The sequence below is a fragment of the Klebsiella sp. CD33 genome (assembly GCF_051992865.1).
Taxonomy (GTDB): domain Bacteria; phylum Pseudomonadota; class Gammaproteobacteria; order Enterobacterales; family Enterobacteriaceae; genus Klebsiella; species Klebsiella pneumoniae.
In genome coordinates this window covers 583,032-597,660 of sequence record NZ_CP197023.1, presented here as the reverse complement: position 1 = coordinate 597,660, position 14,629 = coordinate 583,032, and the positions used below count along the sequence as shown (strand labels likewise).

Genomic DNA, 14,629 nt, shown 5'->3' with positions numbered 1-14,629 from the left:
GCCGCCTTCTTTTGGTATAGCGTCGTGGACAGTTATTCATCCGCGTCACGGGTTCAGATAGCAAAAACCCCGCCGAAGCGGGGTTTTGACATAAAAAGGTGAAACTGACCGATAAGCCGCGTTCTTTTGGTATAGCGTCGTGGACAGTCATTCATCCTTTCTCCGCTATTCGAATAGCAAAAACCCCGCCGGAGCGGGGTTTTTGCGTAAAAGGTGAAACTGACCGATAAGCCGGGTTCTGTCGTGGACAGTCATTCATCTAGGCCAGCAATCGCTCACTGGCTCAAGCAGCCTACCCGGGTTCAGTACGGGCCGTACCTTATGAACCCCTATTTGGCCTTGCTCCGGGTGGAGTTTACCGTGCCGCGGACTGTTACCAGCCGCGCGGTGCGCTCTTACCGCACCCTTTCACCCTTACCTGATCCCGCTTGCGCGGGCCATCGGCGGTTTACTCTCTGTTGCACTGGTCGTGGGCTGTGACACCCCCCAGGCGTTACCTGGCACCTTGCCCTATGGAGCCCGGACTTTCCTCCCCTCCGCCCGTCTCCCCCCGAAGGAGGACGACGACGAAGCGGCGACTGTCTGGTCAGCTTCGGCGCGCAGTATAGAGGGTTTACCGCCCGTTGTCATCCCTCAGTGGTCATCCCAACCTGCAGGGTGGCAGCAATATTACGCGACGCGCGGTAAATATTATCAAACGCCCCGCGAAATGCCTCTTCCAGCGTCGAAACGGAAGTTAACACGCTGAATACGGCATCGATACCGTGCTGGTGAACCACGCCGACATCGTGAGTCAGGCTGCCAGCAATACCGATCACCGGCTTACGGTATTTCTTCGCCACCCGGGCCACCCCCACCGGCACCTTACCGTGAACAGACTGGCTATCGAGCCGCCCTTCCCCGGTGACCACCAGTGAGCAGTCATGGATTTGTTCTTCCAGCTTCAGCGCCTCGGTAACGATCTCAATCCCGCTGCGCAGCTCCGCATTGAGAAAGGCCATCAGCGCCGCACCCATGCCGCCGGCCGCTCCCGCGCCAGGGATCGACTTCACGTCCACCTGCAGCGACGTCTTAATGACGTCGGCATAATGCGCCAGATTACGATCCAGCTCGACGATCATCGCCTCGGTCGCCCCTTTCTGTGGGCCAAAGATCCGCGACGCCCCACGCTCGCCCACCAGCGGATTGGTAACATCGCAGGCCACGTGGATCATCCTGTCACGTAAGCGCGGATCGATGGCGGAAAGATCGATCCGGCTCAGACGGCTCAAACTGCCCCCGCCATGGCCGATCTCCTGTCCCTCGGCGTCACAGAGGCGGGCGCCTAGCGCCTGCATCATACCCGCCCCACCGTCGTTGGTCGCACTACCGCCGATGCCGATAATGATCCGTTCCGCACCATGCTCCAGCGCCTGTAATATTAGCTCCCCGGTACCCCGTGAAGTGGTGATGAGCGGGTTACGTTTGTCGGGCGGAACGAGCCCCAGACCGCTGGCTGCCGCCATCTCAATAAACGCGGTGACGCCGTCGCCGGACATGCCCCAGCAGGCCTTCACTCTCTCACCCAGCGGACCCGTTACCCATGCGAAATGTTCCTTTCCCTGGGTGGCGGCAATCATGGCTTCCACCGTCCCCTCGCCGCCGTCGGCGACGGGCAGGGAAACATACTGTGCATCAGGGAAAATTTCCCGAAATCCTTTTTCTATCGCCTGAGCTACCTCGCTGGCAGAAAGGCTTTCTTTGTAAGAGTCTGGGGCAATGACGATTTTCATAATTTTGTAGCCTGACAGTGCCGCGCAAGGCAAGCATAACAGGGCGCGCAGGGCGCCCTTCTTGTTAGCGAGTGACTTCCACTTTCGCCAGTTTTTCGTAATAGCACGCCAGCGCGCTATGGTCTGCAGTGCCGAGACCGTCCGCGCGCAGCGCCTGCATCATCTCCATCACCGCCGCCGTCAGCGGCAGTTGGGCGCCCACGCCGTGTGAGGTATCCAACGCATTGGCCAGATCTTTAATATGCAGGTCGATACGGAAACCCGGTTTGAAGTTACGGTCCATCACCATCGGGGCTTTCGCATCCAGCACGGTACTGCCCGCCAGACCGCCGCGAATAGCCTGATAAACCAGATCCGGATTGACGCCGGCTTTAGTCGCCAGGGTCAGCGCTTCAGACATCGCCGCGATGTTCAGCGCGACAATCACCTGGTTAGCCAGTTTGGTGACGTTGCCCGCGCCAATATCGCCGGTATGCACTACGGAGCCGGCCATCGCTTTCATCAGATCGTAGTATTTATCGAAGATCGCTTTATCGCCGCCGACCATGACCGACAGCGTGCCGTCGATGGCTTTCGGTTCGCCGCCGCTCACCGGCGCATCCAGCATATCAATACCTTTGGCTTTCAGCGCTTCGCTGATTTCCCGACTCGCCAGCGGCGCAATGGAGCTCATATCGATCACCACGGTGCCCGGTTTCGCCCCTTCAATAATGCCGTTTTCACCCAGCGCCACCTCTTTAACATGCGGAGAGTTCGGCAGCATGGTGATGATCACCTCGCACTGTTCGGCAATCGCTTTCGGCGTCGTCGCGGTCTCAGCGCCAGCGGCGATCACGTCGGCAATCGCTTCCGGGTTACGGTCAGACACCACCAGCGAGTAACCCGCTTTCAGCAAATTTTTGCTCATCGGTTTGCCCATAATGCCAAGACCGATAAAACCTACTTTGATTGTCATAATGTTCTCTCTCTTCATCCTGGTGATTATTTTTTAAACGCGTCGGCAAGTTTCTGGGTTGCAGAACGGAAGACGCCCAGATCGCTGCCAACGGCGACGAAGGTCGCGCCCCATTCCAGATAGCGGCGCGCATCGGCTTCCACTGGCGCCAGAATGCCGCTTGGCTTACCGTGCTTCTTCGCGCTGGCGAAGATATGTTGGATAGCGCGCTGCACCTCAGGATGGGCGGCATTGCCCAAATGGCCTAAGGCGGCGGCCAGGTCGCTCGGGCCGACAAACACACCGTCCACGCCCTCGGTCGCGGCAATCGCCTCGACGTTGTCCACTCCGGTCTGGCTCTCAATCTGCACCAGAATGGAAATGTTCTTGTTGGACTGGGCGAAGTAGTCCGGCACGGTGCCAAACATATTGCCGCGGTGGGAAACGGAGACCCCGCGGATCCCTTCCGGCGGATAACGGGTCGAAGCCACCGCCTGCGCCGCCTGTTCAGCCGTCTCGACAAACGGCACCAGGAAGTTATAGAAGCCGATGTCCAGCATGCGCTTGATGATGATGGGTTCATTGGTCGGCACACGGACTACCTGCGCGCTGGAGCTACCTTTCAGGGCCATCAGCTGCGGAATGAGCGTGGTGACGTCGTTTGGCGCGTGTTCCGCGTCCAGCACCAGCCAGTCGAACCCCGCCAGACCCAGCACCTCGGTGCTAATCGGGTTAGCCAAAGCGCACCAGCAGCCAATCTGCACCTGATGCGCCGCCAGCGCGGCCTTAAATTTGTTCGGAAAAATTGCGTTATCCATGATTTTTACCTTGCGTTAATCGTTGCTTACTTCTGCAATTCCATACGTTTGATATCGCCAACCACAAACAGGTAGCAGACCATCATCATCAGCGCGGAGCCGCCAACAAAAATCAGTGCGCCATTAAATGAGTGCAGTTCGCTCACGATATAGCCAATAACCAGCGGCGTGGCGATCGAGGCCACATTGCCAAAGACGTTGAATACCCCGCCGCACAGGCCAACAATCTCCTTCGGCGCGACATCCGAGATAACCGGCCAGCCCAGCGCGCCAAAGCCTTTGCCAAAGAACGCCAGCGCCATCAGCGTAATGACCAGCGGCGTGCTGGCCGTGTAGTTACACAGGATGATGGACGACGCCAGCAGCATTCCCAGCACAATGGGCAGCTTACGCGCAAAAGTCAGCGTGCAGCCGCGGCCAATCAGATAATCCGAAAACAGCCCGCCCAGTACGCCGCCAGCAAAGCCAAACAGCGCCGGAATCGAAGCCACAAACCCCACTTTCAGAATCGACATTCCCTTGTCCTGCACGAGGTAGATCGGAAACCACGTCAGGAAGAACCATGTAATGGTATTCAGGAAATACTGACCGAAAAATACGCCTAACATCATTCGGTTAGTTAGCAACTGGCGGATATAGTCCATCTTCGGCCCGGCCGCCGGGGTGGCCTCTTTTTTATGGTCCATATCGACCACTGCGCCGCCTTCTGAGATATATTTCAGCTCCGCGGCGGACATTCGCGGATGATCGGTGGGGTTATGCACAAACTTCACCCAGATGATGGTGAGCACAAACCCTATTATCCCCATCACGGTAAAGACATGTTCCCAGCCCAGCGCGAAGGTCAGCCAGCCGAGCAGCGGCGAGAACAGAGCCAGCGAGAAGTACTGAGCGGCATTAAAGATAGCTGAAGCCGTACCCCGCTCTTTGGCCGGAAACCAGGCCGCCACAATGCGGGCGTTGGCGGGAAACGAGGGCGCTTCGGAAAAGCCCAGCATAAAACGCATAAAGAACATGGAGACCCCGGCCCAGGCGAGCGGGAACACATCAATAAAGCCTTGCAGGAAGGTAAACAGTGACCAGAAAAACAGACTGTATGAATAAACCTTTTTCGAGCCAAATTTATCCAGCAGCCAGCCGCCAGGGATCTGCATCAGCAGATAAGCCCAGCCGAAGGCGGAAAAAATGTATCCCATCGACACCGCGCTGAGCCCCAGCTCTTTCGCGACTTCAGTACCGGCGATAGACAAGGTCGCGCGGTCGCCATAGTTCACTGCCGTCACCACAAATATAATCAACAGAATTAAATAGCGGGTCGGTATTCCTTTTTTTTCATCTAATGTAGAATCCAAAATCATTTAGACATTCCTCGGGCACAGAACACCTTTTATAATTGTTTTAAGTGGTTTCTGATTTATTTAAAAGACGATATTGAAACTGTCTATTCGCATATCGATCACCTCAAAAACATGACTCAGTATAATCAGCACGCCCCCGCCAGACACTATGCATACCCACAATATAAAGTTATTATTTAAAGCCATAATTGTGCTTATGCCATAAGTCATGGGCGCTAATCCACACTTCTTACGATTGCCTGCCCTGCAGAGGTTAGCGTCATAAAAAGGAGTGATGCCGATCACATTTTAAAATCAACTCAGCTGACATCCTTTATTCCATCATACTGATACGTAGCAAATGAATTAGCGTTTTATTTTATTATTAGCACCTGTTTGGAGATGACTGGACAATGGCTGACATTGCAATTCGACAACAATCGCCGACCGCGTTTTATATTAAAGTTGACCCGACAGATAATGTGGCGATTATTGTCAACGATCGCGGCTTAACCGCCGGAACGCGTTTCCCGGACGGCCTGACGCTCGTCGAGCATATCCCGCAGGGTCACAAAGTTGCCCTGGTGGATATCCCCGCCCATGGTGAAATCATCCGCTACGGCGAAGTCATTGGCTATGCCGTACGCGATATCCCGCAGGGAAGCTGGATTGACGAGTCGCTGGTGGAGCTGCCCACCGCCCCGCCGCTGAATACCCTGCCGCTGGCCACTAAAGTGCCTGAACCGCTACCGCCGCTGGAAGGTTACACCTTCGAAGGCTACCGCAATGCTGACGGCAGCGTGGGTACCAAGAATCTGCTGGGTATTACCACCAGCGTGCACTGCGTCGCTGGCGTGGTCGATTACGTGGTGAAAATCATTGAACGCGACCTGCTGCCAAACTATCCCAACGTCGATGGCGTGGTGGGCCTGAATCATCTCTATGGCTGCGGCGTGGCGATTAATGCGCCGGCGGCGGTAGTGCCGATTCGCACCATTCATAATATCGCCCTCAACCCAAACTTCGGCGGCGAGGTGATGGTCATTGGCCTCGGCTGTGAGAAGCTGCAGCCGGAACGCCTGCTGCAGGGCACGGAAGACGTCAAAAGTATCCCGGTGGACAGCGCCAGCATCGTCAGCCTGCAGGATGAAAAGCATGTTGGTTTTAAATCGATGGTCGATGACATCCTGCAGGTCGCCGAGCGCCACCTGGCGAAACTGAACCAGCGCCAGCGGGAAACCTGCCCGGCCTCTGAGCTGGTGGTCGGGATGCAGTGCGGCGGCAGCGACGCCTTTTCAGGCGTGACCGCCAACCCGGCGGTAGGTTACGCGTCCGACCTGCTGGTGCGCTGCGGCGCGACGGTGATGTTCTCAGAAGTGACCGAAGTACGCGACGCCATTCATCTGTTGACGCCGCGGGCGATTAACGAAGAGGTCGGTAAACGTCTGCTGGAAGAGATGGCCTGGTACGATAACTATCTTGATATGGGCAAAACCGACCGCAGCGCCAACCCCTCCCCCGGCAACAAGAAAGGCGGTCTGGCCAACGTGGTGGAAAAAGCGCTGGGGTCGATTGCCAAATCAGGGAAAAGCGCCATCGTTGAGGTGCTCTCTCCGGGGCAGCGTCCGACCAAACGCGGCCTCATTTACGCCGCAACCCCCGCCAGCGATTTTGTCTGCGGCACCCAGCAGGTAGCCTCTGGCATCACGGTGCAGGTATTCACCACCGGTCGCGGTACGCCGTACGGACTGATGGCGGTACCGGTGATAAAAATGGCGACCCGTACCGAGCTGGCCAACCGCTGGTATGACTTAATGGACATTAACGCCGGGACCATCGCCACTGGCGAAGAGACGATTGAGGATGTCGGGCGGAAGCTGTTCGAATTTATTCTCGACGTCGCCAGCGGACGCAAAAAAACCTTCTCCGATCAATGGGGCCTGCACAACCAGCTGGCGGTATTTAACCCGGCGCCGGTAACCTGATCGAGAGCGTAAGGATTTAACCACTTTTAGCCCGGATCTATCCGGGCTTGTTGGTTAGGGATGCTGGGCGGCAAGAAAAGCGGTTCTGCCCTTTTCTTCCGACATTTTTTCCGACATTTCTTCCGACATGTGGGAGGACGCTCAAGCAGCTCTTCACTATCTGAAGGGCTGCTTGCCAGGCTTCAATTGGGTTTACAGGATCACTCCCCCTGCTGCTCCAGGACGTACTTATACAACGCATTTTTCTTCACGCCGTGGATTTCCGCGGCCAGCGCGGCGGCTTTCTTCAGCGGCAGCTCCGCCTGCAGCAGCGCCAGAGTACGCAGCGCGGCCGCCGGCAGCGCCTCTTCCTGAGCCTTGAAACCTTCGACGATCAGCACCATCTCGCCTTTGCGACGGTTTTCATCTTCCTTCACCCACGCCACCAGCTCACCAATCGGCGCGCCATGGATCGACTCCCAGGTTTTGGTCAGCTCACGAGCCAGCACCACATAGCGGGATTCTCCCAGTACCGCGCAGATATCCTCCAGACTCTCCACCAGACGGTGGGTCGACTCATAGAAAATAAGGGTACGCGGCTCTTCTTCCAGCGCTTTCAGGGTATCGCGGCGGCCTTTCGATTTCGCCGGCAGGAAGCCTTCATAACAGAAACGGTCGGAAGGCAGGCCGGCGGCGCTCAGGGCGGCGATAGCCGCACAGGGGCCCGGCAGCGGCACCACGCGAATATTCGCTTCGCGGCAGGTGCGCACCAGATGGTAACCAGGATCGTTAATCAGCGGCGTGCCGGCATCGGAAACCAGCGCGATGTTTTGCCCTTCTTTCAGTTTGGCAAGCAGGGTTTCCGCCTTTTGCTGCTCATTATGGTCGTGAAGCGCAAACAAACGGGCGTTTATCGCAAAATGTTGCAGCAGCAAACCGGTATGACGGGTATCTTCCGCTGCAATTAAATCAACGGCTTGCAGCACTTCCAGTGCACGCTGCGTGATATCAGACAGATTTCCTATCGGAGTGGGCACAATATAGAGCTGCCCCTGAGAATTATCCGCTGATTCGTGTTGTTTCATTGTCTCGTCCGTATTGCCGATTTAATATTGAGCATTGAGCCAAAAAAATATCACTGGACACTTATGGTACCGTCAACATTTCTTCGTTCTAAGCCCGCGCGCTGCCTGCCCGTATTGCTGGCGACTCTTATTTTTGCTGGCTGCGGCACCCACACGCAGGATCAAAGCGCGGCGTTTATGCAGGGTACGTCGCAGGCCAACTCCAGTTTCTACTTACAGCAGATGCAGCAAAGCACGAATGATAGCAAGACCAACTGGCAATTACTCGCCATTCGTGCACTACTGCAGGAAGGGAAGAAGCAGCAGGCTATCGACCTGTTTAACCAGCTGCCGGCGAACCTGAACAGCACTCAGGCCCGTGAACAGTCGCTGCTGGCGGTGGAAGTGAAGCTGGCGCAGAACGATTATCAGGCCGCCCGTAATCTGCTGGCTAAGATCGATCCGACAAACCTTGAGCAGCCTCAGCAGGCGCGCTACTGGCAGGCGCAAATCGATGCCAGCCAGGGCAAACCATCGCTGACCCTGCTGCGCGCCTTAATCGCCCAGCAGCCGCTGCTGAGTGACGCCAAACAGCGTCAGAAAAATATTGATGCGACCTGGCAAGCGCTCACCTCGATGCCCCAGGACCAGGCCAATGCGCTGGTGATCAACGCCGATGAAAATATCCTCCAGGGCTGGCTGGATCTGCAGCGGATGTGGTTTGACAACCGCAACGATCCGACGCTACTGAAAGCGGGCGTTAAAGACTGGCAGACGCGCTATCCGCAAAACCCGGGCGCTAAAATGCTGCCGACGGCGCTTGTGAATATGCAAAACTATAAGCCCGCGTCCATCAACAAGATTGCGCTTTTTCTGCCGCTAAACGGTCAGGCGTCGATCTTCGGCCGCACTATCCAGCAGGGCTTTGAAGCCGCCAAAAACGGCGCGCCGTCGGTGACGGGCAGCGCGGTTCCCGCCCAGGTCGCCCAGGCGGCGAATGTCTCCGGTAATGATGATGTGGTGAGTCCGTCGCAGGCAGAAATCAGCGATCTTACCGCCACCGGAAGCCGCGCTGATCCGGTTCAGGCCCCGACGCAGGACCAGGCAGCGCCTGCTGCGGAACCGGCAGCCCAGGCGCCGGCAACATCCACCACGCCGCAGACTACCGCTTCCCCGGCCACCCAGCCGGTTACCGCGCCGGCCGCACAGCCGCAGCCCGTGGTCGCAACCGCCGCTAACCCTTCTGCGGAACTGAAAATTTACGACACCACCAGCCAGCCGATAAGCCAGCTGCTCGCCCAGGCGCAGCAGGATGGCGCCACCCTGGTGGTTGGGCCGTTGCTGAAAGAAAACGTTGAAGAGGTTATCAAGAGCAACACGCCGCTCAATGTGCTGGCCCTCAACCAGCCGGAAAAAGTCGAAAGCCGCGCTAACCTCTGCTATTTCGCGCTTTCTCCGGAAGACGAAGCGCGTGACGCCGCCCGACATATCCACCAACAGGGGAAACAGACCCCGCTGCTGCTGGTTCCGCGCGGCGCGCTGGGCGATCGTGTGGTTAGCGCTTTTGCCGACGAGTGGCTGAAGCTGGGCGGCGCCAGCGTCCTGCAGCAGCGTTTTGGATCCACGGCCGAGCTGCGCGCCGGCGTGAACGGCGGCGGGGGCATTGCGCTGAGCGGCACCCCGGTCTCCACCCTGCCATCAGCGCAGAACAGCATCCTCGGCAGTGCGGATGAGATGCCGGTAAGCAGCGGCGGCAGCGTCGATGCGGCCTATATCCTCGCCACCCCGGAACAGATTGCCTATATCAAACCGATGATCGCCATGCGCAACGGCAGCCAGAGCAATGTCACCCTGTACGCCAGCTCGCGCAGCGCCCAGGGCACCGCGGGGCCGGATTTCCGTCTGGAGATGGAAGGCTTGCAGTATAGTGAGATCCCAATGCTGGCCGGCAGCAATCCGTCGCTAATGCAGCAGGCGCTGTCCGCGGTGCGTAATGACTACTCGCTGGCGCGTCTGTATGCCATGGGCGCTGACGCCTGGTCACTGGCAAATCACTTCACGCAAATGCGCCAGACGCCTGGCTTCGAGCTGAACGGCAATACCGGCGATCTGACGGCCAACCAGGATTGCGTGATTAACAGGAAACTGTCATGGCTCAAGTACCAGCAGGGAAAAATCGTTCCGGCCAGCTAAGCAAACAGACCGGCGATGCCTGGGAAAACCAGGCTCGCCGCTGGCTGGAAGGCCAGGGCCTGCGTTTTATCGCCGCCAATGCCCGCGAGCGTGGCGGCGAAATTGACCTTATCATGCGCGACGGCACGGTCACCGTTTTTATCGAAGTGCGCTACCGCCGTAGCGCCCGGTACGGTGATGCGGCAGCCAGCGTCACTCCGCAAAAACAACAACGACTGCTTAAAGCCGCCCGTTTGTGGCTCTGCCGACAGAATGGGAGCTTTGAGACTGTGGATTGCCGTTTCGATGTGGTAGCCTTCACCGGAAACGACATCCAATGGCTAAAAAACGCCTTTGGCGAATAGCGTAATACCAGAAGTAAGGGATCCCGTGCTCGACAGAATCAAAGCCTGCTTTACCGAAAGCATTCAAACCCAAATTGCCGCAGCGGAAGCACTCCCGGACGCCATCTCCCGGGCGGCGATGACGCTCGTCCAGTCCCTGCTTAACGGCAACAAAATCCTCTGTTGTGGTAATGGCACCTCCGCCGCCAACGCACAGCATTTTGCTGCCAGCATGATTAATCGCTTTGAAACGGAACGCCCTGGTTTACCTGCCATTGCACTAAATACCGATAATGTGGTCTTAACCGCCATCGCTAACGATCGCTTGCATGACGAGATCTACGCCAAGCAGGTGCGCGCCCTGGGACACGCCGGCGATGTGCTGCTGGCGATCTCTACGCGCGGAAATAGTCGGGACATCGTCAAGGCGGTGGAAGCCGCCGTGACCCGCGACATGACCATCGTCGCGTTAACCGGCTATGACGGCGGTGAGCTGGCGGGCCTGTTAGGTCAACAGGATGTCGAAATCCGCATCCCCTCCCATCGCAGCGCGCGTATCCAGGAGATGCACATGCTGACCGTCAACTGTCTGTGCGATTTGATAGATAACACTCTTTTTCCACACCAGGACGATTAAGGAGAACACATGAAGGCTCTCTCGCCCCTCGCCATCCTGCTTTCTGCACTACTGCTGCAGGGCTGCGTTGCCGCCGCGGTAGTCGGAACGGCAGCAGTCGGCACCAAAGCCGCAACGGACCCGCGTACGGTGGGAACCCAGGTCGATGACAGTACCCTGGAACTGCGCGTCAATAGCGCCTTGTCGAAAGATGAACAGATTAAGAAACAGGCCCGTATCAACGTCACCGCTTATCAGGGCAAAGTCCTGCTGACCGGCCAGTCGCCGACGCCGGACCTCTCCGCGCGCGCCAAGCAAATCGCCATGGGCGTGGAAGGGACCACGGAAGTGTTTAATGAAGTGCGCCAGGGCCAGCCGATTGGTTTAGGCACCGCCTCGTCTGATACCTGGATTACCACCAAGGTGCGTTCGCAGCTCCTGAGCACCGATCAGGTCAAATCCTCGAACGTGAAAGTAACCACGGAAAACAGCGAAGTCTTCCTGATGGGGCTGGTGACCGACCGCGAAGGCCGGGCGGCGGCGGATATTGCCAGCCGGGTAAGCGGCGTATCCCGGGTGACCACCGCCTTTACCTACATTAAATAAAGCTGCAGTTTCCCGGCTGGCGCTGCGCTTAGCCGGGCTACCGCCCCCTGTACGTTGTGTGCCGGGTAAGGCGTAGCCGCCACCCGGCATCCAATCCGGCTATGCGTACGTTTACGGCAAACTACACCAGCGCCAGCGCACCGACAATCGCCCCGCACAGCGCCACCAGTCCGCCCGTCAGCCACAGCGCTTTGGCCGGGAAGGCTTTACGCAGCATAATCAGCGACGGCACGCTCACTGCCGGCAGTGTGATGAGCAGCGCCAGCGCGGGCGCCGTCCCCATACCCGCCAGCATCATTGTCTGCACAATCGGAATTTCCGCCGCGGTAGGGATCACAAACAGGCAGCCGGCGATCGCCATCGCGATAACCCAGAACAACGTATTATCCACCACGCCATCGGCGTGCGGGAACAGCCAGACGCGCGCTGCTCCCAGCACCAGCACCGCGAGGATATAAACCGGGATCGTGTTCCAGAACAGCGTCCACAGCGCCCGCAGCCAGCGACTAAAGAAGCCGCCCTGGCTCGCCTCCGCCTGTACATCTGGCACCGCTACCGGCTGCGTCGCCGCCTCTTTCACCCATTTCTGCACCAGCGTCGCCACAGTTAATACTGTCGCCAGGCCCGCCACCAGGCGAACCAGCGCAAACTGCCAACCCAGAACAAAGCCCATAAACACCAGCGTCGCCGGGTTGAGCAGCGGGTTCCCCATCCAGAACGCCAGCGCCCCGCCCATCGACACCCGCTGTTTGCGCATCCCGGCCGCGACCGGCGCGGCGCAGCAGGTGCACATCATGCCGGGCAGCGAGAAAATCGCTCCCAGCAGCGTGCCCTGAAACCGCGATTGTCCCAGGGTGCGTAGCAGCCAGTCGCGCGGAATGAGTACCTGAATCAATGACCCGAGCAGCACGCCGAGCACCGCCGCTTTCCAGACGGCAAGGAAGTAAACCATCGCATAGTCCCACGCCGCCATCAGCGGGTTAGCGTCGGCCTGGGCAAGAATGGATTTACCGATACTGTGGGTTTCCGCAGCGGTGAAGGCTTTCCCGTAGTACGGCTGCCATTTGACGTACCACAGACCAACAATCACGACGAGAAAGAAAAGCGCGGGTTTCCACCATTGAAATGGTGACGCCGCCTGAGATGAAGACTGACCAGCCATAGCATTCCCCAGCAAGAAATGTGGATATGAATTAAAGCCGTGAATACTACGCCGGAAGCCTGCGTTTGCAAACCGCTATTCAGCCTGCCGCGCGGCGCGCTCCCGTAGTTCCGATGATGTCAGAATTCGCACCCCTTCGTGGGTGGGCGACAGCGCCTCCGCCAGCAGGGCGATCGCCACATCGCGGGCCGCAATGGATTTCCAGTTCCCCGGCAAGAGCCGGAACAATGGTGCGAGGAAGGTCTCATTGGCCCGCTTTTTTTCCCGCTCGCCTGACAGCATCGACGGCCTGGCGATGGTCAGCCGCGGCCAGTCTTGCTCAATCAGCGCCGCCTCCATTTCTCCCTTCACCCGATTGTAGAAAAACGGCGAGTGGGCGTTGGCGCCCATCGCGCTAACCACCAGCATATGTTGCGCACCCAGTCGTTTGCCGGTCAGCGCGGTATCAACCACCAGCGTGTAGTCAGCATGGACGAAGGCCTCTTTGCTCCCGGCCTCCCGGCGCGTCGTTCCCAGGCAACAGAAGACGATATCCACCGGGTCAACCACCTGCGCCAGGGCATCGGTCAGCTGGGGATCGTGAGGATTAAAGACACCTTCCGCTGGCGCCAGCGGGCGACGCGTCGGCGCGGCGATGGTGCTTATACGGGGCTCATTCTGCAGCAGCCGGAGTAAGTGACCGCCAACTAACCCGGTCGCGCCGGTTAATAATACCTGACTCATTGGTTCTCCTTTACAGAATTCTCCGCCTTGCACTTTCGGGCTCATGTTCCAGGCTTAATACCTTACAAGGTAAGTATCCACCATCATCATGGAATTACCTCATTGACCATCCAGACAGTGGAGGAAGCATGAGTAAAAAGATAGCCGTCCTCATTACCGACGACTTTGAAGATTCTGAATTTACCTCTCCCGCCGAAGCCTTTAAGCTCGCCGGGCATCAGGTCATCACGATCGAAAAGCAGGCTGGCAAAACGGTGAAGGGTAAGCAGGGAGAAGCGGAGGTCGCCATCGACAGAGCCATCGATGACGTCACACCGGGTGAATTTGATGCCTTATTGCTGCCCGGGGGCTACTCTCCCGACCAGCTGCGTGGTGATGAACGCTTCGTCACCTTTACCCGCGATTTTGTCAACGGCGGTAAGCCGGTGTTTGCCATCTGCCACGGCCCGCAGCTGCTGATCAGCGCCGATGTGATCCGCGGACGTAAGCTCACGGCGGTGAAACCGATTGTGGTGGATGTGAAAAACGCCGGAGGCGAGTTTTACGACCAGGAGGTGGTGGTCGATAACGAACAGCTGGTCACCAGCAGAACGCCGGACGATCTGCCGGCCTTCAATCGCGAAGCGCTACGCCTGCTCGGCGCCGGCATCACGCCGCCAGTGTAATTTTTTCCCGAAACCCAGCGTGTTGTCGGTAAATTTGATTTCGTCCGGACGAATCTCCCATACCGGCGCCGACAGCATGCGGGCCACCGGGAAGCGCTTGACGTAGCGCTGGCGCATTCGCGCCTCTTCGTCACCGCTCAGACGACGGATCTCGCCTTTGAACTGCACGCCGCGGATCAGGGCCACCGTTTTTGGCTGGCCGTTAACCGTGCCGGCCACCTTCGCCCTCTGTCCGGTCATCTGGCCATGGCGGGTGTGCTCCTCGCTGAGCAGATAAAAGGCCACGGTATCCGGGTCATAGACGTAAAAGGCATTCGCGCACCACAGCTCGTCTTCACGGGAGACGCACCAGGTGACGACGTGCTGTTTACTCAGCCAGCGACCAATGGCGGCAAGCGTATCCATCTTTCTTCTCCATTATGCTATGGTGCACACACCTTACCATAGTGACT

The 14,629-nt window shown here is 58.0% G+C and carries 14 protein-coding genes and 1 other RNA gene; 6 read left to right on the top strand and 9 right to left on the bottom strand.

Annotation, left to right across the window (positions count from 1 at the left end):
- Positions 1-211: 211 nt before the first annotated feature.
- From rnpB to ACR809_RS02915, 5 genes are all read right to left on the bottom strand, one after another.
- Positions 212-594, bottom strand: an RNA gene (gene rnpB / locus ACR809_RS02935) — RNase P RNA component class A.
- A 32-nt stretch (positions 595-626) separates the two neighbouring features.
- A complete protein-coding gene (gene garK / locus ACR809_RS02930) occupies positions 627-1,772 on the bottom strand; it encodes a glycerate 2-kinase (protein ID WP_004149910.1) in 1,146 nt (381 codons plus the stop codon).
- 64 nt (positions 1,773-1,836) lie between these two features.
- Entirely contained in the window at positions 1,837-2,727 is an 891-nt protein-coding gene (gene garR, locus ACR809_RS02925) for a 2-hydroxy-3-oxopropionate reductase (RefSeq protein WP_002917952.1), read from the bottom strand.
- 26 nt (positions 2,728-2,753) lie between these two features.
- The gene (gene garL / locus ACR809_RS02920; protein WP_002917954.1) at positions 2,754-3,524 is read right to left on the bottom strand and encodes a 2-dehydro-3-deoxyglucarate aldolase; all 771 of its coding nucleotides are present in this window, start codon (positions 3,522-3,524) and stop codon (positions 2,754-2,756) included.
- Between the two features lie 26 nt (positions 3,525-3,550).
- Positions 3,551-4,882 (bottom strand): MFS transporter, encoded by a 1,332-nt coding sequence (locus ACR809_RS02915; RefSeq protein ID WP_023280593.1) that lies wholly within the window; start codon positions 4,880-4,882, stop codon positions 3,551-3,553.
- Positions 4,883-5,274: 392 nt separating this feature from the next.
- On the opposite strand from ACR809_RS02915, the gene garD reads away from it, so the two are divergent.
- Positions 5,275-6,846 carry a galactarate dehydratase gene (gene garD, locus ACR809_RS02910; protein ID WP_002917960.1) on the top strand — a complete coding sequence of 524 codons (1,572 nt, stop codon included), beginning with the start codon at positions 5,275-5,277 and terminating at the stop codon, positions 6,844-6,846.
- 200 nt (positions 6,847-7,046) lie between these two features.
- Here the strand turns inward: garD and rsmI are convergent, their stop codons facing one another.
- Positions 7,047-7,910 carry a 16S rRNA (cytidine(1402)-2'-O)-methyltransferase gene (rsmI, locus tag ACR809_RS02905; protein ID WP_023280594.1) on the bottom strand — a complete coding sequence of 288 codons (864 nt, stop codon included), beginning with the start codon at positions 7,908-7,910 and terminating at the stop codon, positions 7,047-7,049.
- A gap of 63 nt (positions 7,911-7,973) precedes the next feature.
- Between rsmI and ACR809_RS02900 the strand changes: the two genes are divergently transcribed.
- The 4 genes from ACR809_RS02900 to dolP are packed head-to-tail and all read left to right on the top strand — an operon-like array spanning position 7,974 to position 11,627.
- On the top strand, positions 7,974-10,082 hold the full coding sequence (locus ACR809_RS02900) for a penicillin-binding protein activator (protein ID WP_020802042.1): 2,109 nt from the start codon (positions 7,974-7,976) through the stop codon (positions 10,080-10,082).
- Complete coding sequence (locus ACR809_RS02895; RefSeq protein WP_002918206.1) at positions 10,040-10,426, top strand: YraN family protein; 387 nt, start codon at positions 10,040-10,042, stop codon at positions 10,424-10,426. Before ACR809_RS02900 ends, ACR809_RS02895 begins: the two co-directional genes overlap by 43 nt.
- A gap of 25 nt (positions 10,427-10,451) precedes the next feature.
- On the top strand, positions 10,452-11,042 hold the full coding sequence (diaA, locus tag ACR809_RS02890; RefSeq protein ID WP_002918211.1) for a DnaA initiator-associating protein DiaA: 591 nt from the start codon (positions 10,452-10,454) through the stop codon (positions 11,040-11,042).
- A 9-nt stretch (positions 11,043-11,051) separates the two neighbouring features.
- Positions 11,052-11,627, top strand: coding sequence for a division/outer membrane stress-associated lipid-binding lipoprotein (gene dolP / locus ACR809_RS02885; protein ID WP_002918214.1), 576 nt, complete (start codon positions 11,052-11,054; stop codon positions 11,625-11,627).
- Positions 11,628-11,748: 121 nt separating this feature from the next.
- On the opposite strand, the gene ACR809_RS02880 is transcribed toward dolP, so the two are convergent.
- Positions 11,749-12,789, bottom strand: a complete 1,041-nt coding sequence (locus ACR809_RS02880) for a permease (RefSeq protein ID WP_019725229.1) — start codon at positions 12,787-12,789, stop codon at positions 11,749-11,751.
- Between the two features lie 75 nt (positions 12,790-12,864).
- Positions 12,865-13,512 carry an NAD(P)H-binding protein gene (locus tag ACR809_RS02875; protein WP_002918218.1) on the bottom strand — a complete coding sequence of 216 codons (648 nt, stop codon included), beginning with the start codon at positions 13,510-13,512 and terminating at the stop codon, positions 12,865-12,867.
- Positions 13,513-13,640: 128 nt separating this feature from the next.
- Between ACR809_RS02875 and ACR809_RS02870 the strand changes: the two genes are divergently transcribed.
- Positions 13,641-14,177: a type 1 glutamine amidotransferase domain-containing protein gene (locus ACR809_RS02870; RefSeq protein ID WP_002918221.1), complete on the top strand. Its 537-nt coding sequence runs from the start codon at positions 13,641-13,643 to the stop codon at positions 14,175-14,177.
- Here ACR809_RS02870 and ACR809_RS02865 read toward each other — a convergent pair.
- Positions 14,139-14,582, bottom strand: a complete 444-nt coding sequence (locus tag ACR809_RS02865; protein ID WP_002918223.1) for a YhbP family protein — start codon at positions 14,580-14,582, stop codon at positions 14,139-14,141. The two genes, ACR809_RS02870 and ACR809_RS02865, sit on opposite strands and share 39 nt — an antisense overlap.
- Between the last annotated feature and the right edge of the window lie 47 nt (positions 14,583-14,629).